Here is a 23760-nt window from a genome sequence, read left to right as displayed (position 1 = left end):
TCTTTACAACTCTCAGACGATTGTCAAGTGATTGGACTGCAGATCGATGCATGTCCACCACTGCTCGCGGGGATCAGGGGCCGAGCAGCGCGCCCAGATGCTTCTCGACCGCGTCCATGTCGTTGCGCGGTTCCGACTGGAAGCGGCTGATGTAGGTGACCGCCACCGAGCCCTCCTCGACGGTGCCGCCGTCGGTGACCGGGTCCAGCGACTGCGCCTCACCCCACGCCATCTCGACCTCGAACGAGTCGTGGTAGCCCTCGCGAGGCACCAGCGTTGCCGACTCGATCGTGCGCGGCGGGGCGTGGCCGATGTCGGCGTGACGCCAACCGGCGATCTCCTCGACCGGCACGTTGGGCACGTTGATGTTGACCACGACCGGGTCCTCGGGCAGGTCGGCCAGGAGGCCGGCCGCTGCGGACGCCGCGACCTGCGCCGCGCTCTCCCACTGCTGACCGACCAGCATCTCGTCCCAGCCCTGGCCCTCGACACCGAACCCGATCACCGACTGGCTCACGGCGATCCCCGACATCCCACCGTTGCGTGCGGTGAGCACCGCGCCGACGGTTCCCGAGTGGTAGACCGCGCGCCCGACGTTGATGCCCGGGTTGATGCCGGACACGACCAGGTCGACGGGACCGAAGACGCCGAGGCGGGCGAAGAACACACACATCGCCGGAGGGGCTCCGACCGACCACGCCTCGTCGATTCCCTCGACGGTCTCGCGGTGGACCTCGGGCGCCATCGTGTGGAGCGTCCCGAGCGCTGCGCCGAAACCGGAATACTCCCGGTCCGGAGCGACGATCACCACGTCGCCCAGCGGACGCAGGTGGCGGGCGAGCACGTGGAGGCCGGTCGAGTCGATGCCGTCGTCGTTCGTCACCAGGATTCGCATGACTCGGTTCTATCCGACCCGGCCGCCGGTCGGGCATCGTCGCGGTGACCGGGCGACGACATCGTGGTGCCCGACACGTGAACCCCCCGCTACGAGCAGCCGCCGCCGGGGTTCGGTCGGTCGGGGATGCTGGGGTCGACGACCTCGACGTGGACGTGGGGCCACGACGGTTCGCCCGTGAACTCGTCCACCTGCGACTCGAACGGCAGGATCCGCGAATGGAGGGCGACACGCGTGACTCCGGCCTCGACACGCGACCCGGTGGCGACCTGGAGGCCGACGATGTGGAACATCTTGACCTCCCAGCCGGGGCGGTCGTCGGGTTCGATCACCGCGTACTCGTCGACGTGGTCGCAGTAGAGCGTGTAGGCGCCGGCCCGGATCACCGTGCCCGTCACCGGCGATCGGACCTCGGTGTCGGGCACGACGACGATGTCGGCTGCGGTCCGATCCGGCGTGCCACGGTCTCGCGACTCGAGCGTCATCGGACGAGCGGCCGTGGTGACCGCGTCCTGTTGGCGTGCTCCGTCGTGTCCCGACTCGTGGAACCCGATGCGCTCGACGCCGGCCGCCGGGTGGAGCAGGACGAGGCCCTCGACCACGGCGTAGGGAGCGAACCCGGTGTCGACGACCACCCGCTCGACGAAGGGCCGGGTCGTCGTCGGCGCCGCCGTGGTGGTGGGGGCGACGGTCGTCGACGTGGTCGTCGCCGGCACGGTGGTCGACGACGTGGTGGCCGGTGCCGTCGTCGACGGCGCGGACGTCGTGACCTTGTCGGGACTGCGCTCGACGGCCAGCGTCGCGTCGGCGCTGGCGCATGCGGCGGCGAGCACGCCGACCACGATCAGGCCGGCGATGCGGCGTCCCTCCAACACTCCCCGAACCGTAGTGCCGCCTGGGTTCTAGGGTCCGACCGTGCGAGCCCTCACGACCACCGATGTCGCCCGTCGACCGCTGCCGGGGACCGTCGTCCCGACCGCGATCCGGTTCTCCCCCGACGGGTCGACCGTCACCTTCCTCGCGGCCGAGGACGGCAGCCTCGACCAACGCCTCGTGGCCGTCGACGTCGCCGGCCTCGAACGCCGGGTGATCCCCACCCCGGGCGTGGTCGTCGCCGAGGACGACCTCCCCCTGGAGGAGAAGCTGCGCCGGGAGCGAGCACGAGAGCTGGCCGTCGGCGTCACCCGCTACCAGTGGGCGGGCTCCGGCGGACGGGTGCTCGTGCCGATGGCCGACGGCCTCTGGGTGCTCGACGATCTCGACGCCGAACCTCGGCGGATCGTCGAGTCGGGCCCGGGGACACCGCTCCTCGATGCCCGGTTGAGTGACGACGGAACGCTCGTCGGCTTCGTGCGCGGCGACGAAGTCCACGTCGCCGACGTCGAGGCCGGCGACGTCGTCCAGGTCACCAGCGGCGCGGCGGGGACGGGGCGCACCAACGGGCTCGCAGAGTTCATGGCCCAGGAGGAGATGGGACGGTCCTACGGGTTCTGGTTCTCCGACGACGGCACCCACATCGCGTTCTGCGAGGTCGACGAGCGACACGTCCCGACCTACCGGATCGTCCATCAGGGAAGCGACGAGGTCGGTCCCGGCGCCCAGGAAGACCATGCATATCCCTTCGCCGGCGCGGCCAATGCCGTCGTCCGGGTCGGCGTGGTGCCCACGGACGGGAGCGGGAGCGATCGGCCGGTCTGGCTCGACCTCGACGCCACCGGCATCGGATCCGACCGTTATGTGGCGCGAGTCGACTGGACGCCCGACGGCGCCGTGGTCGTCCAGGTCGAGAACCGCGAGCAGAGCCGACTCGACCTCGTCCGGTACGACATCACCACGGGTGAAGGGCATCTGCTGCTGAGCGAGACGTCCGACGTCTGGATCAACCTGCACGACCATCTCCGCTTCCTCGCCGACGGATCGTTCGTCTGGGCCAGCGAGCGGAGCGGCTTCTGCCACCTCGAACTGCGCGCGGCCGACGGATCGCTGGTGCGGGTCCTGACGACCGGCGAGTCCGTCGTCACGCGCGTCGTCGCCGTCGACGCGGAGACGGTCTGGTTCACCAGCACCGGGCCCACGGCGCTCGAGCGCCACCTCCACCGTGTCGCGCTCGACGGCTCGGGTGGTGCGGAACGGATCACCGCGACGCCCGGCGTCCACGCGTCGATCGTGCATCCCGGCACCGGCCACCGGATCGACACGTCGTCGTCACCGACCACGCCCCCACAGGTCGTCCTGACCCGTGGCGACGGGTCGACCGCCGTGCTCCACGACGCGTCGACCGACGTGCGGGTCGCCGAACTCGGACTGGCGCCGCCGGTCGACCGGATCGTCACCGCTGCCGACGGCACGCTGCTGCATGCCGCGGTCTATCTCCCCGACGGTCCGGCACCGCACCCGACCGTCGTCTCGGTCTACGGCGGGCCCCACGCCCAGATGCTCACCCACTCGTGGGGACCGACCGTCGCGTTGCGCTCCCAGTACCTGCGACAGGAGGGGTTCTGCGTCGCTGTCGTCGACAACCGCGGATCGACCGATCGGGGGCTGGCGTTCGAGGGGGCGCTCCGCCACCGGATGGGCACGGTCGAGGTCGATGACCAGGTCGCGCTCGTCCGGTCGCTGGTCGAGGACGGCATCACCGACCCCGACCGCGTCGGCATCTACGGCTGGAGCTACGGCGGCTACATGAGCGCCATGTGCCTCGCCCGCCGCCCCGAGGTGTTCGCCGCTGCCTGCGCCGGCGCCCCCGTCACCGACTGGGACGGCTACGACACCCACTACACCGAGCGCTACATGGGGACGCCGCAGTCGAATCCCGACGGCTACCGAGAGGGTTCGGTCATGACCCACGTCGAGGGGCTGCGTGACAGGCGCCTCTTGCTGATCCACGGACTCATCGACGAGAACGTGCACTTCCGCCACACCGCACGACTCCTCAACGCGCTGATCCGCGCCGGGATCGACCACGAGCTGTTCCTGTTCCCCGACGAGCGACACGTCCCCCGCTCCGAGGCCGACCGCTCGTTCATGGAGGACCGCATCGTGGCCTTCTTCCGCGACGCCCTCGCCTGACCCTCCCCCGCCAGCCCGCCCCGCCATCTCTCGTTCTGGGTGCGCGAATCGCCACTGAGCGTCCCGATCGTGCACCCAGAACCCGCCCCAAGCGCTTCTGGGTGCACGAATCGACCTCCTCGGCTCCCGATCGCGCACCCAGAACGACCGATGGACGATGGAGGTGACGGGCGGTCAGGGGAAGAGGTCGAGTTGCGGGTCGATCGGCAGTGGTTCGGGGAGCGGTGGGAGGGTCGGGACGTGGGCCCGCACCTCGTCGTGGAACCGTCGTGCGAGCAGGGGCGCATCGACGTTGTCCGGGGTGTGGAGAAAGACGATCGGATCGCACCCGTCGTCGAGCCAGCGCACGACGTGGTCGACCCACGGCGCCCAGAACTCCGGGTTGGCCTCCGGATCGGTCTGGCCGATGAAGCGGACGACCGGCTGCCCGGCGGTGGCGACCGGACGGATCTTCAGGCGCGGCTTCCGTTCGAACGCCTCGATCTCGGCCGGGGTCTCCCGCGGTCCGGCGAACACGGCCCGCGTGTCGATGATGATCCGGTCGAAGCCCAGGTCGCGGAGCAGCGTGTCGAGTGCCACCTCGGCCGCACCGGTGGCGGCGAAGTCGGGATGCCGCGGCTCGACGCCCCACGGGAAGTCACGAGGGAGGGCACGGAGGAACCGTTCGAGCACGTCGAACTCGTCGGGTCCGAGCGACGGTGGGAGTTGGACCGAGATCGGCCCGAGACGGTCGCCCAGCGGTGCGAGCCGTTCGCAGAACTCGCGGACGAGGTCGCCCGCTTCACGGAGTCGTTGGTCGTGGGTGATGGTGCGCGGGAGCTTGCAGACGAACCGGAACTCCGGCGGCGCCTGCTCGTCCCAACGCCGGACTGACGACGCCGGCGGTACGGCATAGAACGTCGTGTTGCCCTCGACCGCCGTGCACAGCCGCGCATACGCCCCGAGTTCGTCTCCACTCGCGAGCGCTCGGGGAAGCGTGCGGCCGACCCACGCGCGATTGGCCCACATCGCGCAGCCGACACGCAGTCGAGGCGTCGGCTCCATCCGACGATTCTGCCTGCCCGGCCGACATCGGACGCGCCGGACGCCGAGCGTCCATAAGATCGGTCGCGACCAGAGCGCGGGACCCAGGAGAACGACATGCGACGCAGCAAGATCATCGTGGGAATCGGTACGACGGCGGCAGCAGCGGTGCTCGTGCTGCCTGGCGTCGCGAGCGGGCAGGCGGACGAACCCGTCGAGTTGACGTGGGACGTCCCCGGCGCCCTCGACTGGACGGTCCCGGACGGGATCTGCACCGTCACCGTCGAGGCCGCCGGGGCATCTGGCGGCGACAACGGCAACGCCGGGGGCGCTCGACTGTTCCGAGGCACCTCCGAAGGTGATGCGATCCCCGGTCTCGGTGCCGTCGCGTTCGGCACGGTGACTGTCACCCCTGGCGACGAACTGATCGTGCTCGTCGGTGGCCGAGGCGGCGACGCTGGTGACGGCGTTGCCGGTGAAGGAGGCATCGGCGGAGGCGGCGAGGGCGGACTCACACAGGAACAGGAGTCACCCGGCGGCGGAGGCGGTGGCATGTCCGGGCTTCTCGATGGGTCCACCGCACTTCTCGTCGCCGGTGGTGGAGGCGGCGTCGGAGGATTTGCCGGCGACGGCGGAAGCGGCGGCAACGGCGGCGAGGTCGGGATCGCCGGCGTCGACGGCAGCGATGCCAGCACCTCTGGTGGTGGTGGCGGCACCGACACCGCCGGCGGAGCCGCCGGCGTCGACCACGACGGCGGCGTGACTGCCACCGCCGGAGCGTCGCTCACCGGCGGCGACGGCGGTAGCGGAGCCGTCGACAACGAACCGGATCACTACAACGGTGGCGGGGGTGGCGGCGGCGCCGGGTACTTCGGTGGTGGCGGCGGCGGCGCAGTGGTCGACGGCGGCGGTGCAGCCGCCGGTGGCGGCGGCGGCTCGAGCTTCGGCCCGGCCGGCACGGTCTTCCAGACCGGCGGCAACGACGGCGACGGCGGCGTGGTGATCAGCTACGACCCCGCCGAAGACGGGTGCGAGGAGACGACCACCACCACGGGCTCGACGCCGACCACCCCGACGACCACCCCGACGGGCCAGGCCGCTCCGGCGACCGCGACGCGAGCCAACCCCACGTTCACCGGCTGACGCCAACCCGGCGCGGCGACACTCTGGCTGTCGCCACGCCGACGTGCCCGGCAGCGGACTCGTCCGATAACGTTCGTTATCAATGACCGACACCGCTGACACTGGAACCGCCGCCACCGACGAGGTTGCCGAGGCGACGGGGCGGCCTCCCGTCGCCGACTGGGCCACCGACTTCGACCACACGCACCCGGACTACGCGGCCGCTGCGCCCGAGATCTGGAACGAGCTGCGCGAGACGTGCCCCGTGGCTCACACCGACCGCTTCGGTGGTGCCTGGTTGCCGACCCGTCACGAGGACGTGGCCGCGATCGCCAACGACACCGATCGCTTCTCGAGTCAGGGAATCATCGTCACCGACTGGCGTCCATTCATCCCCAAGCCGGTCGGCTACGCGCCACCGATCACCTCCGATCCCCCGTTCCACAACCAGGCCCGGCGACTCCTGCTCCCACCGTTCGCTCCGAAGGCGATCAAGGAGTTCGAGCCCCGGACCCGAGCCCACTGCCGTGCGCTGCTGGACGAGATCGAGGCCGCGGTGGAGGCCGGCACCGACATCGTCGACGCCGCCGTCGCCTACACGCAGCACATCCCCGTCCACGCCATCGCCGCCATGCTCGGTCTGCCCGAGACCGACGGCGACAAGTTCCGCGGGTTCATCCATCGCATCATCGAGGCACCGGGTCAGGCACCGCCCGTGGACCCGAGCGAGACGCTCGACCACTACCTGACGACCGCCATCGAGTCACGCCGCGCGGTGCTCGACACAGGCGAGGAACCCGGCGACGACCTCATCTCGTTCCTCCTCACGGCCGAGATGGAAGGCGAGCCGCTCACCACCGACCACATCCGCGGGACGATCGCTCTGTTGATCATCGCCGGCATCGACACCACGTGGTCGGCCATCGGCGCGAGCCTCTGGCACCTGGCGCAGAACCCCGACGATCGCCGGCGCTGGACCGACGATCCAGCGGTCCGCACCTTCGCCATCGAGGAGTTCCTCCGCTTCTACGGTCCGGTGACCATGGCGCGCATCGTCGCCGAGGACACCGAGATCGGTGGCTGCCCGGTCAAGGTCGACGACTGGGTTCTCCTGCCGTTCCCGTCCGCCAACCGGGACCCGGAGATGTTCGACCGAGCCGACGAGTTCGTCATCGACCGAGCCCGCAACCGTCACTCGGCGTTCGGCCTCGGCATCCACCGCTGCCTCGGATCGAACCTCGCCCGCATGGAACTCACCGTGGCGATCGAGGAGTGGATGGACCGCTTCCCCGACTTCGAGCTGTCCGATGCCGACGCCGTGCGTTGGTCGACCGGCCAGGTGCGCGGGCCCCGCAACCTGCCCATCCGCATCCTCACCGACGGGAGCCCCTCGTGAAGCTGAAGCTCGACAACGACGCGTGTCAGGGCCACGGCCGCTGCTTCGCGCTGGCCCCCGATCTCTTCGACGCCGACGACGAGGGCTTCGCGGTGCTGCTGGTCGAGGGCGAGATCCCCACGGCGCAGGAGGCCGACGCCCAACTCTGCGCCGACAACTGCCCGGAGTTCGCCATCACCGTCGTCGACGACTGACGACCACCGGCGGGTCGGCTCGCTCCGACCGTCCGTCCGAACGCCATCCAACGATCTCGTTCTGGGTGCGCGATCGGGACTCCAGACCTACCGATCGCGCACCCAGAAGCTCCGGGGCGTTCGACCAGCTCGTTCTGGGTGCGCGATCGGTACTCCACGCGTCCCGAACATGCACCCAGAACAGCGAAGGGGTCGGGCTGATCGGGGAGGCCGATTGGTCAGACGACGGTTCCGGCGAAGTCGGTGCTGTCGAGTTCGATGAAGATGCACTCGCCCGGGCAGTCGTCGGCCGAGGCGATCACGTCGGACTGGAAGTCGGGAGCCACCGGCACCATCGAGCCGGAACCACCCGGGTCGTTGCCGATGTCCATGCCGTCGCGCACGTAGGCGATGCCGTCCTCGAGGATCACGAAGATCTCCGGACAGTGGTCGGTGCACAGGCCGTCGCCCGTGCACAGGTCCTGGTCGATCCACACGTGCACACGCCCAGCCTGGCGTGCGGGGCCCGACTTGTGAAGTCGCGCACACACTGTCCCCGGTCGGACCGCCCGCCTACGCTCACCCGTGATGCGGGGCGAACGATGATCCACCCCAAGGAGATGGCCACCGTGTGGGTGATCCGCGGCGGCGATCGAGACCGCAGAGTCGCGTCGTTCCTCGCCGACGGGACCATCGGCGTCGAGTTCCCCGATCTTCCCGACGGCCGCACCGTCGACCGTGCCAAGGCCATCCGCTTGATGACCACCGACCCCGAGGCCGCCCCGCACGAAGCCGAGGCTGCGATGTTCCTCAGCTTCGTCCGACGCATCGAGATCGGCGACATCGTCGTCATGCCCGATCCGCAGGAGAAGGGCCTCGTATGTGGCGTCGTCTCGGGCGACTACGAGTACCGCGACGACCCCGCCGCACCGCAGCCACGCCACCGGCGCGCGGTCGAGTGGCGTCGCCGACTCCCCGTCAGCCAACTCCCCGAACGCCTCGAGCAGATCCCCAAGCAGCGCAAGCCGCTCGACGACGTCGCCGACGGACGCCTCCGCGCGCTGGCGACACAGTGCTGCGCCGGCGAACTCGGCGACGATCCCCACATCCGGAAGTCGCCGCCCGTGCGCTCGGCATCACGGAGTCCGCGTACCCGCACACCACCACGACCGCCGAAGGCCACGACCCCCGAACGTCGGTGCATGGGCTGCTTCGTCTCCAAACCGGCTGAACTGTTCGAGGACGGCGGCGACTGGTGCCGAGACTGCCTGTGACCACGCGGGTGCGCGCCACCGCGACCCTGATCGTGACGATCGTCGCGATCTGCGCCTCGTTGTCGATCCCGACCGCGGCCGCGCTGGCGCAGGGCACCCCGACCACCACCGAGGCACCACCGACGACCCTCGTGTCGACCACGGTTGCGCCGACCACGTCGGCACCGACGACGACCGAGGCGCCGGCAACGACCACCACCGCGGCGCCGACCACCGCTCCCCCGGCGACCATCGTGACGTCGACGTCCACGTCGCAGCCGTCGACGACGACCACCCGCCTCCCCACGACGACGACCGCTCCTCCCACCGTGCCGTCCCTCCCCTCGACGACGTCGACGCCGATCGCCGCTGGGCTCATCGAGCAGGACACCCCCGACCTCGGCGGGATCATCAAGATCTGGCTCGCCGGCATCGTCGCGACGATCGGGATCCTCGGCTATTCGTGGTGGTCCAGCCGTCCCTGAGGGATCGGCCAGCGACTCACTGCTCCTCGAGCAGGTGGCGGAGCTTCGATCGCAGACGCTGGACGGTGTTGTCGACGAACTTCTCGGTACGGCCCATCTGATCGGCGATCTCGCGGTACTTCTTGCCGCTCAGCATCCCGACGAGAACGTGGGCCTCGTTCTCCGAGAGCCGGTCCGGCTCGTTCTTCTTGCGCCGAGCACTCTTGCCCTCGAAGTGCACGCGGAGGATCTCGTGCACCGCGTCATGGCCGTACGCCTCGAGCAGTCCCTCGATCTCCGACAGACCGAACGGCATCCCGCCGCTGTCGTCCATGCTCATCCGGTCGAGCGCCGCGTCCTCGTGGCTCACCGACGGGAGTTGGGTCACGGCCCCACGGTCCTCGTCGTGTTCGGTGTCGTGGTGCGCGATCCGATCCGACTCGGTGAGCGGGGCATGTTTCATCCGGTTGGCCGCCTTGACCGCGGTGATCACCTGGCGCTGCATGCACGTCCGGGCGAAGCTGGGAAACGCCGCGCCAGCGGTCTCGGAGTAGTCGCGGACCGCCTTCCAGAAGCCGATCATCGCCTGCTGGCGCACGTCTTCGTGGTCGCCACCCGGCACGAAGTACTTCCTCGCGACCGAGAGGACGAGGCCTTCGTGTCGACGGAGCAGCTCGTTCACCGCGTCGCGATCGCGACTCTCCTGGAACGACGCCACCAACGAGTCGTCGGTCCGCGTCGCCGTCAGCGGGGTGCCGCGTCGGCGCCGGGGCGTTCGCGTCGACTCGGTCATCGCATCAGTACTGCAGGTGCTCGTGGACGGTGCCGGGATGCTCAGCGTCGATCAGTTCCCACCCGGTCGCTTCACACCAGCGGACGACGCGATCGGACAGATCGTCGACGTCGAAGGGCTTGGTGATGTAGTCGTCGGCGCCCGAGATCACACCGCGCATCACGTCGTCGGGTCCGCCGAGCGCGGTGAGCATCACGTAGACGGTGCCGTCTTCGGCCCCGTGGCCCCGTCGGCGTCCCTCCTCCATCGCCTCGACGCCGTCCTTGCCCGGCATCATCACGTCGAGGAGACACAGCACGGGGCTGAACTCGTCCAGGAGGTCGGCGACGTTGGCACCGGTGTCGGTGGCGTGCACCTCCCACCCGTCGATGGTCAACAGGGAGACGATCAGCGATCGGATGCCTGGTTCGTCCTCGGCAACCACGGCGAGGCGGCGTGCCGTCCCCCGGAACGGGTTCTCGAGGCCGACCTGACCACTGCCCTCGTCGGTGCTCACGCCGATGGAGAGTACCGGTCGATCTCCCTCGATGTCGGCCCCTGCCCTGGATCGGCGCCAGCGGGCTCAGACCACGACTTCGGCCGGGTATCCCGCCCGGTCGACCATCCACGCCACGAGCGCCAACGACGGCCAGACCTCGTCGAGTGGGAGCGCGTCGACATCGTCGACACCGTGACACCAACGGGCCAGCAGATCGTGGGTCCCCGTGGTCGACGACGCGAGCGTCGAGGCGATCACCTCGGGGACGAGGTCGATCTCGTCGGGAACCGACCCCTCGGTCATCCCTGCATCGGCGGCCAGCGCATGGCCGACGACGTCGAGGCGATGGGCCACGGCCGCCCAACCGACCAGATCGGCGGCGTCGATCAGCGCGAGACGCGCCGACACGATGTCGGCGCGCAGGATCGCATCGATCGCTTGCACGACGAACCGCGATTCCGGCCCGTTCTCGAGCACGACTTCGTCCGAATCGGACATCCCAGACACATCAGACGTTTCGACGGCGGAGCCCGCACCTCCTACTGCCGTCGCGGGAAGTCTCGTGTGTCTTCGGACACGTGCGCGAATGCGTCTGAGCGCCAATTCAGGATACGGTCGTTGCCAAGTCGTATCGCCACACCCTCGGGAGAAACTCGTGCCACGGATCGCCATCATCGGGTCGGGCTTCGCCGGCCTCGGGCTCGGGATCCAGCTGAAGCGGCAGGGCATCGACACCTTCACGATCTTCGAGAAGGCCGACGAGGTCGGGGGCACGTGGCGGGCCAACACCTACCCCGGCGCCGAGTGCGACATCCCCTCGGCGCTCTACTCGTACTCGTTCGAGAACTTCGACTGGCCCAACAAGTGGTCGCACCAGCCGGTCATCAAGTCGTATCTCGAACACTGCGTCGACACGTATCACCTCCGGCCACATCTCCGCTTCGATTCGACCGTCACCGAGGCGCGCTACGACGACGATGCCGGCGCATGGGACGTCGACGTCAACGGGGGCGCCGACGCCGGCGGCGAGACCCACCGCTTCGACGCCGTCGTCTCCGCGACCGGCCAGCTCAGCCGACCTCGCTGGCCGGCGATCGACGGCCTCGACTCGTTCGGTGGGCCGGTCTTCCATTCGGCCGAGTGGGATCACGACGTCGACCTCACCGGCAAGCACGTGGCCACGATCGGTTGCGGGGCCAGCGCCATCCAGTACGTGCCCCAGGTCGCCAAGGAGGCCGAGCAGGTCACGATCTTCCAGCGGACGCCGAACTGGATCGTCCCGAAGAACGACCGCGACTACTCCGACTTCGAGAAGTCTCTGATCCGGCGCAGCCGGGTCGCCCGCAACCTTCGCCGCTTCTCCTTGTGGTTCCGCTCCGACATCGTCTCGTTCTCGCTCATGCGCAAGGACTCGCGCATCCGGGAGCTCGGCCAGAAGCTGTCGAGCAAACATCTGCACGACACGGTGTCCGATCCGGCCAAGCGAGCGCTGCTGACCCCCGACTACCCGATGGGGGCGAAGCGCATCCTGTTCTCCGACGACTTCTACGAGTCGATCGAGGAGTACGACATCGCCATCGAGGCCGCGCCCATCACCAAGGTGACCGGCGACGCGATCGTCACCACGTCGGCCGACGGCGAGGTCACCGAACACCCGGTCGACGTCATCGTGGTCGGGACCGGCTTCCACACCCAGGACTTCCTGACGCCGATGCGGGTCACCGGTACGGACGGTCGCGACCTGAACGACGAATGGGCCGACGGCCCCCAGGCCCACCTCGGGATCAGCGTCAACGGATTCCCGAACCTGTTCTTCATGTACGGACCGAACACGAACCTCGGCCACTCGTCGATCGTCCTCATGATCGAGTCGCAGGCGCGCTACCTGCTGTCGCTGTTCCACCAGATGGCGCGCGACTCGATCCAGGCCGTCGAGGTCCGAGCTGACGTCCAGCAGGCCTACAACGACGAACTCGCCGAGCGACTCGCCGACTCGGCATGGGTCCTGATCGAGGACAGTTGGTACCTGCAGGGCGGCAAGGTCACCAACAACTGGGTCGGGCGCACGACCGAGTACCGCCGGCGCACCAACCACGCTCGCCTCGACGACTTCCAGCTCACGCCGAAGCGGGTACCTGCTCAGCGCTGACCTCGCGGTCGACGTCGTCATCGGCTCGTGGCCTGGTGACGAGCAGCCAGATCACTCCGAGGGCCCAGCCGGCGACCACGTCGCTGACGAAGTGGACGCCGAGGATCGGGCGACTCGTCCCGACCGCGAAGGCGACGATCGCTGCCACCGCGGCTGCGAGCGGGACCACTCCCGACCGGCGCGACGTCGCCGAGGTCACCACGGCGACGGCGATCGCACCGAGCACGACGGTGGTGTTCATGGCGTGGCCGGACGGAAAGCTGCGGGTGACCGGTTCGAGGAAGACCGAGTCGAAGTCGGGTCGTGCCCGACCGACGACGACCTTCAGCAACGACTCGACCACCGAGGCGACCAGGGTGACCGCGACCAACCAGACCGCGGCGCGACCGCGTCGGTGGAAGAGCAGCCAGCCCGCAGTGATCACCACGAACGCCGTCAGGGTCAACGGATTCCCGATCGCGGTCACGTCGAGCGCGAACCGCGAGACCGCATCGCTCTCGATCGCCCGATCGTGGAGCCATCGGGTCGCGGCCCGGTCGGCATCTGCGACGCTGCCGATCCGGACCACCAACGACAGCAGCAGGCCGAGACCGGAGACGACGAGGGCAGCGACGGCGAGTCGCCGGACGAGCGTCATTCGACCAGGACCCGCCACCGAGCCTCGACGAAGCTGAAGGCGGCGTAGGCGACCATGCCTGCCGCCAGCGCAAGCAACGCCGTCGTTCCGAACGACGTGTCGGCGAGGGCCCGGACCGCCTGATCGAGGCTCTCGGGCTCGTCGGGGTCGTACTCGATCGCTGCCCGGGTGAGGAAGAAGCCGATCAGGCCGAAGACGGCCATGTGGCCGACGAGTCCCATCTCGGAGACGACGATCGCCCAACGGCGCTCGGTGCGCGACATGTCGTCCTCCCACTTCTCGCGGTACTTGCCGCTGAGCGCTCGATAGCCGTTGTAGACGGCGGCGGCGAGCACACCGAGTCCGATGGCGAGGACGATCCATCGACCGGCCGGGAGATCGAAGACCCGTTCGATGTCGTCGCCGCTCTCGCCCTTGTTCGACTGCTCCGACCCGGTGTCGCTGTCGAGGATCAAGGAGACCGCGGTGGTGAAGGCCGCGACGTAGACCAGGCCACGACCCACGTAGGCGATCCGCTTCCTCCACACCTTCAGCTCGGAGTCGTCGCCGTCGCCGTCGTACTTCCATGCGGCGATGAAGCGCCACACCGCGTAGCCGGCGAGTCCCACGGCGAGGACGACGAGCGCGATCCGACCGAACGACTGCTGCGCGACCGACTCGAGCGCGCCCTTCTTGCCGGGCCCCTCCTCGTCCGACGACGAGCCGAACGCGATGCGGACCGTCAGGAGCGCTGACACCAGGTAGAGCACGCCGCGCACCGCCAGACCGGCCTGCCCCGCCCGTTCGGCAACGTCTTCTTCGTCGGTGTCGGTGAGCTGGTCGGTGCCCATGAGAATCGCCCTTCGTCGTTCGGCCGACTCCCTACCCCGGCGTCTCCGCAGCCATCTCCGCCACCGACCGGGCGTTCGCGTGCTGAACTGCGGCCATGACCTCGATCGCACTCGGCGCCCACGTCGGACAGCAGAACATGACCATGGACGAACTCCGGACGACGTGGCGGCGGCTCGATGAAGCCCGCGTCGACTGGATCTCGGTGTGGGACCACCTCTACGAGGCACCGCCCGAAGGCGGGACCGTCGACCACTTCGAGGCGATCGCGACGCTCGGTGCGCTCTGCGCCGAGACCACGCATGCCCGCATCGGCTGCCTGGTCTTCTACGTCGGCTATCGCAACCCCGGCGTCATCGCGAAGGCCGCCACGACGCTTGACCACATCTCGGGCGGTCGGTTCGAACTCGGGCTCGGAGCCGGGTGGCACGCGCCGGAGGCCAAGGCGTTCGGCTACGACTTCCCCCGTGACGGCAAGCGCCTCGACATGCTCGAGGAGGCGGCGCCGCTCATCCGACGGCTGCTCGACCCGAACGAGGCACGCACCACCCACAAGGGCGAATGGTTCGAGACCGTCGACGCCTCGTGCCTCCCGGCACCGGTGCAGGACCACCTCCCGATCTGGATCGGTGGTGTCGGCGAGAAGCGCACGCTCCCAATCGTCGCGGCCCACGCCGACGGGTGGAACGCCGCCTACGTGCCGCCGGAGGAGTTCCAGCGACTCAACGGCATCCTCGATGCGGCATGCGAGCGGATCGACCGGGACCCTGGCGAGGTCAAGCGGGTCATCAACCTGACGTTCAACCTGGGGGCCGACGAGGCCGCTGCCGCTGCCGCCCGTGACCGCCTCGAAGCGCAGTGGGGACCGGACATCCTCCCCCGCGTGCTCGGCGGCGGACTCAACGGCACCCCGGACCAGGCCGTGGAGCGGATCCTCGAGTACCAGGCTGCCGGCGCCACCGGCGTCAACGTCGCCCTCCGTGCCCCGTGGGATGCCGAAGCGCTCGACGCCTACCTCGACGAGGTCATCCCCGCCGTCAGGGCGCACTGACCGTCGGATCAGGTGGCGAGCAGCGCGGCCGCAGCCGCGGCGATGTCGTCGACCTGCGGGAGGACCGCGGCCTCGAGCGAGGGCTCGTAGGGCACGTGGGTGTCGAGGGCGGCGACGCGGCGGACCGGGGCGTCGAGCGACCAGAAGCACTCGCTGCCGATCCATGCAGCGATCTCGGCGCCGAAGCCGGCCGTCATCACGTCTTCGTGGACGACCAACGCCCGGCTGGTCTTGGCGATCGACTCGGCGACCAACTCCTGATCCCAGGGGGTGATGGTGCGCAGGTCGATGACCTCGATCGTGCGACCCGTCTCCTCGGTCACCTGCGCCGCGGCGACGAGCGACTTCTGGACGGTCGCTCCCCACGAGATGATCGTCAGGTCGTCGCCGGCGCGCCGGATGTCGCCCTTGCCGAACGGCAGGACGTAGTCGACCGGCGGCAGGGGGTCCTTGGCGTAGGGCTGGCGGAGAAGATGCTTGTGTTCGAGGAAGAGGACGGGGTCGTCGTGGAGGAACGCTCCGCGCAACAGGCCGGCAGCATCCCGCGCTCGTGACGGGAACGCGATGAGCAGCCCGGGGACGTGGGCGAAGATCGACTCGCCGCACTGGCTGTGCCAGATCGATCCGCCGGTGAGGTAGCCGCCGATGGGGACCCGGATCACCATCGGGGCCGACCACGCACCATTCGAGCGCCAGCGGACCGTGGCCGCTTCGCTCTTGATCTGTTGCATGGCGGGCCAGATGTAGTCGAAGAACTGGATCTCCGGGGCGGGGTGGAGTCCACGCACGGCCTGGCCGACGGCACGCCCGATGATGTTCGCCTCGGCGAGCGGCGTGTTGTAGCAGCGGGCCATGCCGAACTCCCGCTGGAGGCCGTGCGTCGTGCCGAACACGCCGCCCTTGCCCTCGACGTTGGCCAGCACGACCTCGCGGGCGTCGGCGACGTCTTCACCGAACACCCGGATGCGGGAGTTCGATGCCATCTGCTCGTGGAGCACCGCGCCGATGGCCGCGCCCATCGCCACCGGCTCACCCTCCGCCGGCGGGTCGGCCGGGACGGGGATCTCGGGCATGGCGACCACGTGGTCGGTGATCGTCGCCGGGTCGGGACGTGCCGCGGCGAGCGCTTCCTTCGCAGCAGCGGCGACCGTGTCGCGAGCCTCGGTCCGGATGTCGGACGCTTCGGTCGGGCTGAGGACGCCGCCGTGGACCAGCGCGTGCTCGAGTCGGCCGATCGGGTCGCGCTCGGCCTCGTCGGCGAGTTCGCGTTCGGAGCGGTACTTGGACTGCGTGTCGGCGGCGGAGTGGGAGTAGGGCCGGGTCACGTCGGCGTGGATCAGCAACGGCCCGACGCCGGCCCGGACGTGGGCGATGCCGTCGGCCGCGCGCTCGCGCACCTCGAAGTAGTCGGTGCCGTCGAGACGCAGGACCTCGAGTCCTCGCATCCCCCGGACCATCTCCGACACCGGCGCCGGCGACTGGTCCGAGACCGGGACCGAGATCGCGAACCCGTTGTCGGCGACGACGTAGACGACCGGGAGGTGCAACGTGCACGCCGTGTTCAACGACTCCCAGAACTCGCCCTCCGAGGTGGCGCCCTCACCGAGCGAGACATAGGTGACCTCGTCGCCGACCGCTGCCAGGTGGCCGAGGTCCGGCGTGCGCCCGATGTAGCGACCTGCTTCGGCACACCCGACGGCGGGGATGCACTGGCTCCCGGTGGGGCTCGACTGCGTGACGATGTGCTTGTCGCGATGCCCCCAGTGGGCGGGCATCTGCCGGCCACCCGATGCCGGGTCGTCGGCCGAACCGACGGCCTGCATCAGGACCTCGGTCGGTGTGACCCCCAGGCCGAGGACCAGCGCGAGGTCGCGGTAGTACGGGAAGAACCAGTCCGACCCCGGACGCAGCATGCGGGCCAGGGCCAACAGCAACGCCTCGTGGCCAGCACCGGAGATCTGGAAGAAGACCTTGCTGTGCTTCTGGAGGGCCATCTCGCGGTCGTCGATGGCGCGAGACGTGCAGGCCAGGCGGAAATCGTCGATCAATTCGTCGACGGGGAAGCCTCGGAAGTCATCCATCTGCTGCCATGTTGCCACCCGAGCTTTCGACCGTGCCGGAGGTCGACGCGATCGCGCTCGTGCTGACCGCCACGCATTGCGGGTCAGCCGCGTCGGAGTCGGCGACGCCGGTTGCCCCGCAACGGCGCATCGCGGCCCAGGCTGGCGCGTTCGGCCGCAGCGGTGCCGTGTCCCCATCCGACCGCATCACGTACGACCACCTGTCGATGGCGCAGGTCGGGGAACTCGCGGGCGAGGTGTTGCTCGACCGCCGACTCGCGGCTGGCGAGCACCGGGAGCACCGACCCTCCGTGGTCACGGTCGGCATCGGCCACCACCGAGGCGTCGGCCTCGGCCAGACGCTGGCCGACTCGGGTCGCGAACGCCACGAGGAACGACTGGCGGTAGCGACGAGTGCGGGTTGCCGGGCGGTCGCCGCGGTGCAACATCGCGGAGGTCGCCTGCAGGAGCAGCGACGTGTAGAGCAGTTCGATCGTCTCCTGGTCCTCGGGGTACCCGATGACCGTGGCCACGCCCTCGTGCTGCGTGAACACAGCTCGGCTCCGGTTGGCCCGGGCCGTGGCCCCCAGCAGCAGGAACTTCTCGCGTGCGTACGGCGACTCGATGGTCACCCTGCGACCCTCCGGTGCCGACGAGTCGCCACCGGCCGCCGACACCATCGCCTGATCGATGGCGTGTCGATCCATCAACTCCTGGGCCTTGGCGGTGAGCGCCTCGGCCTCGTCGGGAAACGTGGTGGACTCGGCCTTGGCCAACAACGACCGCACCTTGTGCAGCACGCCGTCGGCTGGGCCGGTGGCCGGATCCGTCGTCATCGCCATCAGCCCATCATGTCGACCAGGGGTGACGAGAACTCCGGACGGCCTGGTTCGGGTAGACCGGATGCCATGCGCCGAGCCACGCCCATCGAAGCCATCGAGCTCTTCCGACCCACCGACAGTCTCGGGCTGCCGCTCGGTCCGGCGCAGCCAGCGGGTCTCCTCGAGGCGATGGGGACGAGGAAGGACTGGGAAGACCTCCGCGTGTTCGGCGCGTTGGTGACGGTGCTCTCCGAGCTCTTCAACCATCCCAACGTCCACTACCTGTCGGGGTTCTTCGGGCCGCTCGAACGACTGCTGCGTGACGCCGGTGCCAACGTCGGGTTCGCGCCCGCCGACTTCCGTCGATTCGCGCCGCTGCTGGCATCGATCGCCCCCCGGGTGATGGCCACCGCGGCGGCGCCTCCCGATGCCGACGGCTACTGCTCGCTGTCGATCCACGCCGGCGCCAACGTCGCCGAACACCACGCTGCCGGCGCCGACCCCGATCGGCTCCTCGTGGTCGAGGTCAACGACAACTATCCCGTCACGTACGGGTTCGGCGAGCACCACCACCGTCTCCACGTCGACGAGATCGACGTGCTGATCGAGTCCGAGGCCATGCCGTACGAGCTCGAGGACGCACCCGCAGGCCCGACCGAGGAGGCGATCGCACGCTTCGTCTCGGAGATGATCCCCGACGGTGCCACGCTCCAGACCGGCATCGGCGCGGTGCCCAACGTCGTCGCCACGCTCCTCGCGGAAGGCGACGGCGGCGGCTACGGCGTCCACTCCGAGATGTTCACCAACGGACTCATGCGCCTCCACGAGGCGGGCAAGGTCTCCAACACCGACAAGGGGCAGTTCTCCGGAGTGTCGGTCACGACGTTCGCCGGCGGCACGCGGGAGCTCTACGACTGGCTACACGAGAACCGCGATGTCGCGTTCTTGCCGGTCGACGTCGTGAACTCGCCCGAGATCATCAGCAAGAACGACACCATGATCAGCATCAACGCCGCCCTCGCCATCGACATCCACGGCCAGGTCGTCGCCGACACGCGGAGCGGTGAGCAATTCTCGGGGATCGGTGGCCACGAGGACTTCGTGGCCGGGGCCGGGCTCCAGCTCAGCGACCGATCGATCCTGTGTCTGCCGTCGACCTACCGAGCGGGCGAGGCCGTTCATTCACGGATCGTGCCGTGGTTCGAGGCCGGCACCGTGATCACGACACCGCGCCACCAGGTCGACGCGATCGTCACCGAATACGGCGTCGCCGAACTCCAGGGCCTCACGGTTCACCAACGTGGCGAGGCCCTCGCCGCGATCGCCCACCCCGACTTCCGTGACGATCTGCTGGCAGCCGCCGAACGAGCCAGCGGCGGCCGCTCCCCCGTCATCTGAGCCAGTCGACCATCCGCCGGGCGATCTCGGCGCCCTGGTCCTCCTGCAGGAAGTGGAACGCGTCGTCGACCGTCGAGTGCGGCTGTCCCTTCGCTCCGGGGATGCGCTCGACGAGTTGGGCGGCGAGGTCGCTCGGCACGACCGGATCGGCCGTCGCCCAGATCGTGAGGAAGGGCCCGTCGAACTCGTCGAGCACCGCCCAGGCCGCCTCGTTGGCATCGGGTGCGGTCGGCACCAGCAAGGGGAACTGACGTGCGCCGGCGCGGTACGACTCGTCGGGGAACGGGGCGTCGTAGGCCGCCATCACTGCGGGCGACAGGTCGGTGGCGGTGCCCGCCTGGATCACGGCGCCGACGTCGAGCTCGACGGCCGACTGACTGTAGGCGACCCACTCGAGGAAACCCGAGAAGTCGACCATTGCATCGGGGTCCGGGTCGAACGGTGGGAACTCGACCCCACGCAGGACCGGCAGCGTGGTGTTGGCGGCGACCACACGCGCGAAGCGGTCGGTCTCCGCCACCAGTCGCAGACCGAGGAGCCCGCCCCAGTCCTGGCAGAACAGCGTGATCTCGCGGAGATCGAGAGCCTCGACGAAGGACCGCAACCAGGCGACGTGTCCGTCGTACGTGTACGCCGACCGGTCGACCGGCTTGTCCGATTTGCCGAAGCCGATGAGGTCGGGAGCGATGCAGTGGTAGCCCGCTGCGGTCAACACCGGGATCATGTGGCGGTAGAGATACGACCACGACGGCTCGCCGTGGAGCAGCAACACCACCGGACCGTCGGACGGGCCCTCGTCGACGAAGTGCATGCGGAGTCCGTCGACGCTGACGAAGTTGGCCGGGAACGGGTAGCCCGGGAGTTCGGCGAACCGTTCGTCGGGGGTCCGGAGGAACTCGATGCCGGAGGGGGTGGTCTTGGTGCCCGTCATCTCGACGAGGCTAGGAGCATCACGACTCGAGGACGACCACCGGGATCGTACGGTCGGTCTTGGTCTGGTAGCCGGCGTAGTTGTCGTGCTTCTCCGTCAACCGCATCCAGAGGTCGTCGCGCTCGACGGAGTCCGGGATGCGGGCCGTCATCGTCGTGGTCTGGCCGTGGATCGTCACCTCGCACGCCGGGTCGGCCTTGAGGTTGTGGAACCAGGCGGGGCTGCGGTCGTCGCCGCCGTAACTGGCGACGATGACCGGGTTCCCGTCGACCTCGATCGGGCTGGTGAGCATGACCGTGCGCTTCTGGCCCGACTTCGCACCCGTGGTGGTCAGCTTGAGGACCGGCATGCCCAACCCGGTGCCGCCGACCTTGCCCTTCGACAGGTCGTAGAGGGTGCGGTGGAAGACGTTGAAGCCCTTGGCGATGGCGTCCTTGACTGCGGACATGGCGGTCTCCCGTGACGTTGTCGGCCGGTGTGCTCCACAATGGTCACCCATGGATGCTGAGGGTCGCTACTCCGTCGCCTTCCCGCGTCGGCACTGGTACCCCGCGTGCCAGTCGTCGGATCTCGGGTCGAAGCCGCTCGCCGTCGAGTTGATGGAGACGCCGGTCGTCGTGTTCCGCGACGGCGCCGGCGCGCCGCACGCGCTCGTCGACCGATGCCCGCACCGCAACGCACCGCTCAGCCTCGGTCGCGTCGCGAGCGACGGTTCACTCCAGTGCGGCTACCACGGGTGGTGCTTCGACGGTGCCGGGACGTGCACCGACGTGCCGGGTCTCGATGCCGACGCCGCCGCACCCAACCGTGCGGTTCCGTCCTTCGCGGTGACCGAGTCGGATGGCTTCGTCTGGATCTGGGGCGAGCCGGGTGGCGAACCCGCCGGACGGCCGTTCGCCCTCCCCGCCCTCGACGATCGGCGCGTGGGCCGGACGGTGTTCGTGTGCGATGTCGAGTCGACCATGCACGCCTCGATCGAGAACGCACTCGACGTCCCCCACACCGCGTTCCTGCACGGCGGGATCTTCCGGGGCCGCAAGGAGCCACGGGAGATCACGGCGATCCGGCGGGAACTGCCCGACGGACTCGAGGTCCAATACGTCGGCGAACCGCTCGGCTTCGGTCCCCTGACACTCGACCGCTCGCAGACCGAGAAGACCTTCGATCATTGGGACCGCTTCTTCCTGCCGGGCATCGCGCAGATCGAGTACGGCGTCGACGGCTGGATCCGGATCTTCAACACGATCCTGCATCTACCCATGGCCCCGTTCCGGACGCGAGCGTGGTTCGTCCTCGACTACTCGTCGCCACTCCCCGCATCGATCGCCGGGGCCGTCGTACGGGCCCGCGGTCCCAAGATCATGCGCCAGGACGCAGACATGCTCGCCGCCCAGACGGCGACTGCTCGACGCTTCGGGGGCGAGCGCTACACCTCGACCGAACTCGACCTGTTGGGTCGAGGCATCTGGCGTCTGCTGCGACAGGCGGAACGAGCGGAGACGTCCGACGCCGACGAGGCGCCGGACGGTGACGCCGAACCGGTCGAGACCACCGTCACCCTCCGTATCTGACCTGGATCGACCTGAGGGCCCGGCGGCGACTCCGCCGCCGGGCTCAGGTCACGACATCAGCCGGTGTAGACGGGCGATGCCACGGTCGGCTGGGCGGCCGGCGTCTCTGCGTTGGCGCCGACGTCGCCGTCGGGCTCGGTGGTCGGCGTGGTGTCCGGGACCGGAGTCCGCACCTCGACCGCGCCGACGTCACAGGCCGTCGTGCCGTCGGCATCACCGTCGATCGGACGGGAGAGGTCGCGCTGGTCGACCTCGGGGCACGGATCGTCGAGCGCTCCGTCGATGGCGGCCGAACCCTCGAGGGGGAGGTGCGTCATCGTGGCGCCGCCGTTGTCGGCGAGGGCGCCGAGCATCACGTCGGCGACGGTCTGATCCGACGCTTCATCGAACCCGCACGTGTCGTCGGACTGGATGTTGCCGCCAGCCGAGACGATGGCATCGTCCATGGTGAGACAGTCGTCGCCGAGCAGGGGCTCGGCCACGATCGAGTTGACGAACGTCGCCTTTGCGTCGTCCCACGGCTCGAAGAGCACGTTGCCAGCATCGGGCGAGGAGTTTCCGAAGATCGTGACGTTGGTCAGTTGGGTCGTGGCGACCATGTGCAGGCCGCCGCCGCCGCAGTCTGCGACGTTGCCACTGAACGTCGAGTTCACGATGGTGTTGCCCTCGGAGTCGCCGTCGTCCTGGCTGAACCCGCCGCCGTAGCCGCACTCGGGTCCGTCGCCGCGGAATCTCTGGGTGTCGCCGAAGTCCCCCGTCGCCGAGTTGCCGGAGATCGTGGAACCCTCGATCGACACGACTGCGAAGTTGTCGACATGGACGCCGCCACCCCGAGCGGCCGTGTTCCCGCTGATCGTGCTGTCGACGACGGTCAACGACGTGTCGTCGTTGTCCTGGCGGATGCCTCCGCCCTCGGAGCTCGCGGTGTTGTTGCTCACGACCGATCGTTCGAGTAGCAGGCCGCTGTCGTCGTTGTCGCTGTCGATGCCACCGCCGCCCCCATTGGCCTCGTTCTCGGTCACCACCGAATCACGCACGGTCAGCGCCGTGTCGTTGGCGGCGATACCGCCGCCGCTTCCGCCGCCGAACTCGGTGGTGTCGCCGCCGGTGATGGTCAGACCATCGATGACGACCTCGATGATGCCGTCACCATTGGTTTCGATGACCCGGTCGATGCCGTTGGCGTCGATGACCGTCGATGCCGCGCCGGCACCCTGCAGGGTGACGGCGTCGTAGACGTCGAGGTCGCCCTTCACGTCGTCGTCTCCGTCGGAGTCCTGGGTGATCCCCAAGACATAGGTACCGGCCGGGATGACGATGATGTCGGCGTCTTCGCCCTTCTCGCAGTCGTCGATCGCAACGTTGTCGTTGGCCGAGATCACGGCTTCGCGCAGCGAGCAGTCCCCGTCGTCGTTGACCTCGTCGTCCGTGGTGTCGACGTTGATGGTCGCCGGCACACCGGCTCCCGCCGTGTGCATCGGCACGATCATCGAGATCGTCGCCATCGATGCCGCCGCAGTCGCGCCGATACCGACCAGTCGCCTGGTTCTTGCCCGCATTGTCACTCCTGTTTCCGCCGGTCCGCCCGGTCTTCGCCGTTGATGAACGATGCACCGTACCCCGCAACCCGAACTCGACGCTCCGAGCG

Annotated in this window: 24 protein-coding genes; 10 read left to right on the top strand and 14 right to left on the bottom strand. The window is 69.2% G+C overall.

Going from position 1 to position 23760, the window contains the following annotated elements; genetic code table 11:
* Positions 1-73 precede the first annotated feature (73 nt).
* Together surE and AB8619_RS19835 are read right to left on the bottom strand one after the other, a co-directional pair.
* Positions 74-895 (bottom strand): 5'/3'-nucleotidase SurE, encoded by an 822-nt coding sequence (gene surE, locus AB8619_RS19840; RefSeq protein ID WP_436794356.1) that lies wholly within the window; start codon positions 893-895, stop codon positions 74-76.
* An 89-nt stretch (positions 896-984) separates the two neighbouring features.
* Positions 985-1770 (bottom strand): hypothetical protein, encoded by a 786-nt coding sequence (locus tag AB8619_RS19835; protein WP_436794355.1) that lies wholly within the window; start codon positions 1768-1770, stop codon positions 985-987.
* 40 nt (positions 1771-1810) lie between these two features.
* On the opposite strand from AB8619_RS19835, the gene AB8619_RS19830 reads away from it, so the two are divergent.
* Positions 1811-3964 carry a DPP IV N-terminal domain-containing protein gene (locus AB8619_RS19830; RefSeq protein ID WP_436794354.1) on the top strand — a complete coding sequence of 718 codons (2154 nt, stop codon included), beginning with the start codon at positions 1811-1813 and terminating at the stop codon, positions 3962-3964.
* A gap of 174 nt (positions 3965-4138) precedes the next feature.
* Here AB8619_RS19830 and AB8619_RS19825 read toward each other — a convergent pair whose 3' ends face one another.
* Positions 4139-5008: a DUF72 domain-containing protein gene (locus AB8619_RS19825; RefSeq protein WP_436794353.1), complete on the bottom strand. Its 870-nt coding sequence runs from the start codon at positions 5006-5008 to the stop codon at positions 4139-4141.
* A 96-nt stretch (positions 5009-5104) separates the two neighbouring features.
* Here AB8619_RS19825 and AB8619_RS19820 point away from each other — a divergent pair, with 96 nt between their 5' ends.
* The 3 genes from AB8619_RS19820 (at position 5105) to AB8619_RS19810 (ending at position 7699) form a co-directional block, all read left to right on the top strand.
* Positions 5105-6130: a hypothetical protein gene (locus tag AB8619_RS19820; protein ID WP_436794352.1), complete on the top strand. Its 1026-nt coding sequence runs from the start codon at positions 5105-5107 to the stop codon at positions 6128-6130.
* Between the two features lie 82 nt (positions 6131-6212).
* Positions 6213-7505, top strand: coding sequence for a cytochrome P450 (locus AB8619_RS19815; protein WP_436794351.1), 1293 nt, complete (start codon positions 6213-6215; stop codon positions 7503-7505).
* Positions 7502-7699, top strand: a complete 198-nt coding sequence (locus AB8619_RS19810) for a ferredoxin (RefSeq protein ID WP_436794350.1) — start codon at positions 7502-7504, stop codon at positions 7697-7699. The genes AB8619_RS19815 and AB8619_RS19810 overlap by 4 nt, the downstream gene beginning before the upstream one ends.
* A gap of 218 nt (positions 7700-7917) precedes the next feature.
* On the opposite strand, the gene AB8619_RS19805 is transcribed toward AB8619_RS19810, so the two are convergent.
* The gene (locus tag AB8619_RS19805; RefSeq protein WP_436794349.1) at positions 7918-8181 is read right to left on the bottom strand and encodes a ferredoxin; all 264 of its coding nucleotides are present in this window, start codon (positions 8179-8181) and stop codon (positions 7918-7920) included.
* Positions 8182-8280: 99 nt separating this feature from the next.
* Here AB8619_RS19805 and AB8619_RS19800 point away from each other — a divergent pair, with 99 nt between their 5' ends.
* Together AB8619_RS19800 and AB8619_RS19795 are read left to right on the top strand one after the other, a co-directional pair.
* Positions 8281-8952: a hypothetical protein gene (locus tag AB8619_RS19800; protein WP_436794348.1), complete on the top strand. Its 672-nt coding sequence runs from the start codon at positions 8281-8283 to the stop codon at positions 8950-8952.
* On the top strand, positions 8934-9416 hold the full coding sequence (locus AB8619_RS19795) for a hypothetical protein (RefSeq protein WP_436794347.1): 483 nt from the start codon (positions 8934-8936) through the stop codon (positions 9414-9416). Before AB8619_RS19800 ends, AB8619_RS19795 begins: the two co-directional genes overlap by 19 nt.
* A 16-nt stretch (positions 9417-9432) precedes the next feature.
* On the opposite strand, the gene AB8619_RS19790 is transcribed toward AB8619_RS19795, so the two are convergent.
* The 3 genes from AB8619_RS19790 to AB8619_RS19780 all read right to left on the bottom strand — a co-directional run bounded on the left by AB8619_RS19790 (position 9433) and on the right by AB8619_RS19780 (position 11164).
* Positions 9433-10188, bottom strand: a complete 756-nt coding sequence (locus AB8619_RS19790; RefSeq protein WP_436794346.1) for a sigma-70 family RNA polymerase sigma factor — start codon at positions 10186-10188, stop codon at positions 9433-9435.
* Positions 10189-10192: 4 nt separating this feature from the next.
* A complete protein-coding gene (locus AB8619_RS19785; RefSeq protein WP_436794345.1) occupies positions 10193-10684 on the bottom strand; it encodes a response regulator transcription factor in 492 nt (163 codons plus the stop codon).
* Between the two features lie 66 nt (positions 10685-10750).
* Positions 10751-11164 (bottom strand): hypothetical protein, encoded by a 414-nt coding sequence (locus tag AB8619_RS19780; RefSeq protein ID WP_436794344.1) that lies wholly within the window; start codon positions 11162-11164, stop codon positions 10751-10753.
* A 157-nt stretch (positions 11165-11321) separates the two neighbouring features.
* Between AB8619_RS19780 and AB8619_RS19775 the strand changes: the two genes are divergently transcribed.
* Positions 11322-12815, top strand: a complete 1494-nt coding sequence (locus AB8619_RS19775) for a flavin-containing monooxygenase (protein ID WP_436794343.1) — start codon at positions 11322-11324, stop codon at positions 12813-12815.
* Here the strand turns inward: AB8619_RS19775 and AB8619_RS19770 are convergent.
* Entirely contained in the window at positions 12784-13452 is a 669-nt protein-coding gene (locus tag AB8619_RS19770; protein ID WP_436794342.1) for a phosphatase PAP2 family protein, read from the bottom strand. The genes AB8619_RS19775 and AB8619_RS19770 overlap by 32 nt on opposite strands.
* Positions 13449-14282, bottom strand: coding sequence for a DUF1206 domain-containing protein (locus tag AB8619_RS19765; RefSeq protein WP_436794341.1), 834 nt, complete (start codon positions 14280-14282; stop codon positions 13449-13451). The genes AB8619_RS19770 and AB8619_RS19765 overlap by 4 nt, the downstream gene beginning before the upstream one ends.
* A 95-nt stretch (positions 14283-14377) precedes the next feature.
* On the opposite strand from AB8619_RS19765, the gene AB8619_RS19760 reads away from it, so the two are divergent.
* The gene (locus tag AB8619_RS19760) at positions 14378-15331 is read left to right on the top strand and encodes an LLM class flavin-dependent oxidoreductase (protein WP_436794340.1); all 954 of its coding nucleotides are present in this window, start codon (positions 14378-14380) and stop codon (positions 15329-15331) included.
* A gap of 8 nt (positions 15332-15339) precedes the next feature.
* On the opposite strand, the gene AB8619_RS19755 is transcribed toward AB8619_RS19760, so the two are convergent.
* The gene (locus tag AB8619_RS19755; protein WP_436794339.1) at positions 15340-17412 is read right to left on the bottom strand and encodes an alpha-ketoacid dehydrogenase subunit alpha/beta; all 2073 of its coding nucleotides are present in this window, start codon (positions 17410-17412) and stop codon (positions 15340-15342) included.
* Positions 17413-17495: 83 nt separating this feature from the next.
* On the bottom strand, positions 17496-18233 hold the full coding sequence (locus AB8619_RS19750; RefSeq protein WP_436794338.1) for a DUF2786 domain-containing protein: 738 nt from the start codon (positions 18231-18233) through the stop codon (positions 17496-17498).
* A gap of 66 nt (positions 18234-18299) precedes the next feature.
* Between AB8619_RS19750 and AB8619_RS19745 the strand changes: the two genes are divergently transcribed.
* Entirely contained in the window at positions 18300-19610 is a 1311-nt protein-coding gene (locus tag AB8619_RS19745; protein WP_436794337.1) for an acetyl-CoA hydrolase/transferase family protein, read from the top strand.
* Here AB8619_RS19745 and AB8619_RS19740 read toward each other — a convergent pair.
* Complete coding sequence (locus tag AB8619_RS19740) at positions 19603-20511, bottom strand: haloalkane dehalogenase (protein ID WP_436796416.1); 909 nt, start codon at positions 20509-20511, stop codon at positions 19603-19605. The two genes, AB8619_RS19745 and AB8619_RS19740, sit on opposite strands and share 8 nt — an antisense overlap.
* 49 nt (positions 20512-20560) lie before the next feature.
* Complete coding sequence (locus tag AB8619_RS19735) at positions 20561-20989, bottom strand: nitroreductase family deazaflavin-dependent oxidoreductase (RefSeq protein ID WP_436794336.1); 429 nt, start codon at positions 20987-20989, stop codon at positions 20561-20563.
* A gap of 49 nt (positions 20990-21038) precedes the next feature.
* On the opposite strand from AB8619_RS19735, the gene AB8619_RS19730 reads away from it, so the two are divergent.
* On the top strand, positions 21039-22112 hold the full coding sequence (locus AB8619_RS19730) for a Rieske 2Fe-2S domain-containing protein (protein WP_436794335.1): 1074 nt from the start codon (positions 21039-21041) through the stop codon (positions 22110-22112).
* Positions 22113-22168: 56 nt separating this feature from the next.
* Here the strand turns inward: AB8619_RS19730 and AB8619_RS19725 are convergent, their stop codons facing one another.
* Positions 22169-23617: a choice-of-anchor Q domain-containing protein gene (locus tag AB8619_RS19725; protein ID WP_436794334.1), complete on the bottom strand. Its 1449-nt coding sequence runs from the start codon at positions 23615-23617 to the stop codon at positions 22169-22171.
* Positions 23618-23760: the final 143 nt, after the last annotated feature.

Source organism: Actinospongiicola halichondriae (assembly GCF_049103745.1).
GTDB lineage: Bacteria > Actinomycetota > Acidimicrobiia > Acidimicrobiales > Salinilacustritrichaceae > Salinilacustrithrix > Salinilacustrithrix halichondriae.
The sequence above is the reverse complement of the archived record's forward strand: the minus strand, read 5'-3'. Positions and strand labels throughout refer to the sequence as shown.

Excerpts from the sequence above, each read along its gene's own strand:
- surE (WP_436794356.1), bottom strand. The coding sequence starts at position 895 with ATGCGAATCCTGGTGACGAACGACGACGGCATCGACTCGACCGGCCTC.
- AB8619_RS19825 (WP_436794353.1), bottom strand. The coding sequence starts at position 5,008 with ATGGAGCCGACGCCTCGACTGCGTGTCGGCTGCGCGATGTGGGCCAAT.
- AB8619_RS19820 (WP_436794352.1), top strand. The coding sequence starts at position 5,105 with ATGCGACGCAGCAAGATCATCGTGGGAATCGGTACGACGGCGGCAGCA.
- AB8619_RS19815 (WP_436794351.1), top strand. The coding sequence starts at position 6,213 with ATGACCGACACCGCTGACACTGGAACCGCCGCCACCGACGAGGTTGCC.
- AB8619_RS19800 (WP_436794348.1), top strand. The coding sequence starts at position 8,281 with ATGATCCACCCCAAGGAGATGGCCACCGTGTGGGTGATCCGCGGCGGC.
- AB8619_RS19790 (WP_436794346.1), bottom strand. The coding sequence starts at position 10,188 with ATGACCGAGTCGACGCGAACGCCCCGGCGCCGACGCGGCACCCCGCTG.
- AB8619_RS19780 (WP_436794344.1), bottom strand. The coding sequence starts at position 11,164 with ATGTCCGATTCGGACGAAGTCGTGCTCGAGAACGGGCCGGAATCGCGG.
- AB8619_RS19770 (WP_436794342.1), bottom strand. The coding sequence starts at position 13,452 with ATGACGCTCGTCCGGCGACTCGCCGTCGCTGCCCTCGTCGTCTCCGGT.
- AB8619_RS19765 (WP_436794341.1), bottom strand. The coding sequence starts at position 14,282 with ATGGGCACCGACCAGCTCACCGACACCGACGAAGAAGACGTTGCCGAA.
- AB8619_RS19760 (WP_436794340.1), top strand. The coding sequence starts at position 14,378 with ATGACCTCGATCGCACTCGGCGCCCACGTCGGACAGCAGAACATGACC.
- AB8619_RS19755 (WP_436794339.1), bottom strand. The coding sequence starts at position 17,412 with ATGGATGACTTCCGAGGCTTCCCCGTCGACGAATTGATCGACGATTTC.
- AB8619_RS19750 (WP_436794338.1), bottom strand. The coding sequence starts at position 18,233 with ATGGCGATGACGACGGATCCGGCCACCGGCCCAGCCGACGGCGTGCTG.
- AB8619_RS19745 (WP_436794337.1), top strand. The coding sequence starts at position 18,300 with ATGCGCCGAGCCACGCCCATCGAAGCCATCGAGCTCTTCCGACCCACC.
- AB8619_RS19735 (WP_436794336.1), bottom strand. The coding sequence starts at position 20,989 with ATGTCCGCAGTCAAGGACGCCATCGCCAAGGGCTTCAACGTCTTCCAC.
- AB8619_RS19730 (WP_436794335.1), top strand. The coding sequence starts at position 21,039 with ATGGATGCTGAGGGTCGCTACTCCGTCGCCTTCCCGCGTCGGCACTGG.
- AB8619_RS19725 (WP_436794334.1), bottom strand. The coding sequence starts at position 23,617 with ATGGCGACGATCTCGATGATCGTGCCGATGCACACGGCGGGAGCCGGT.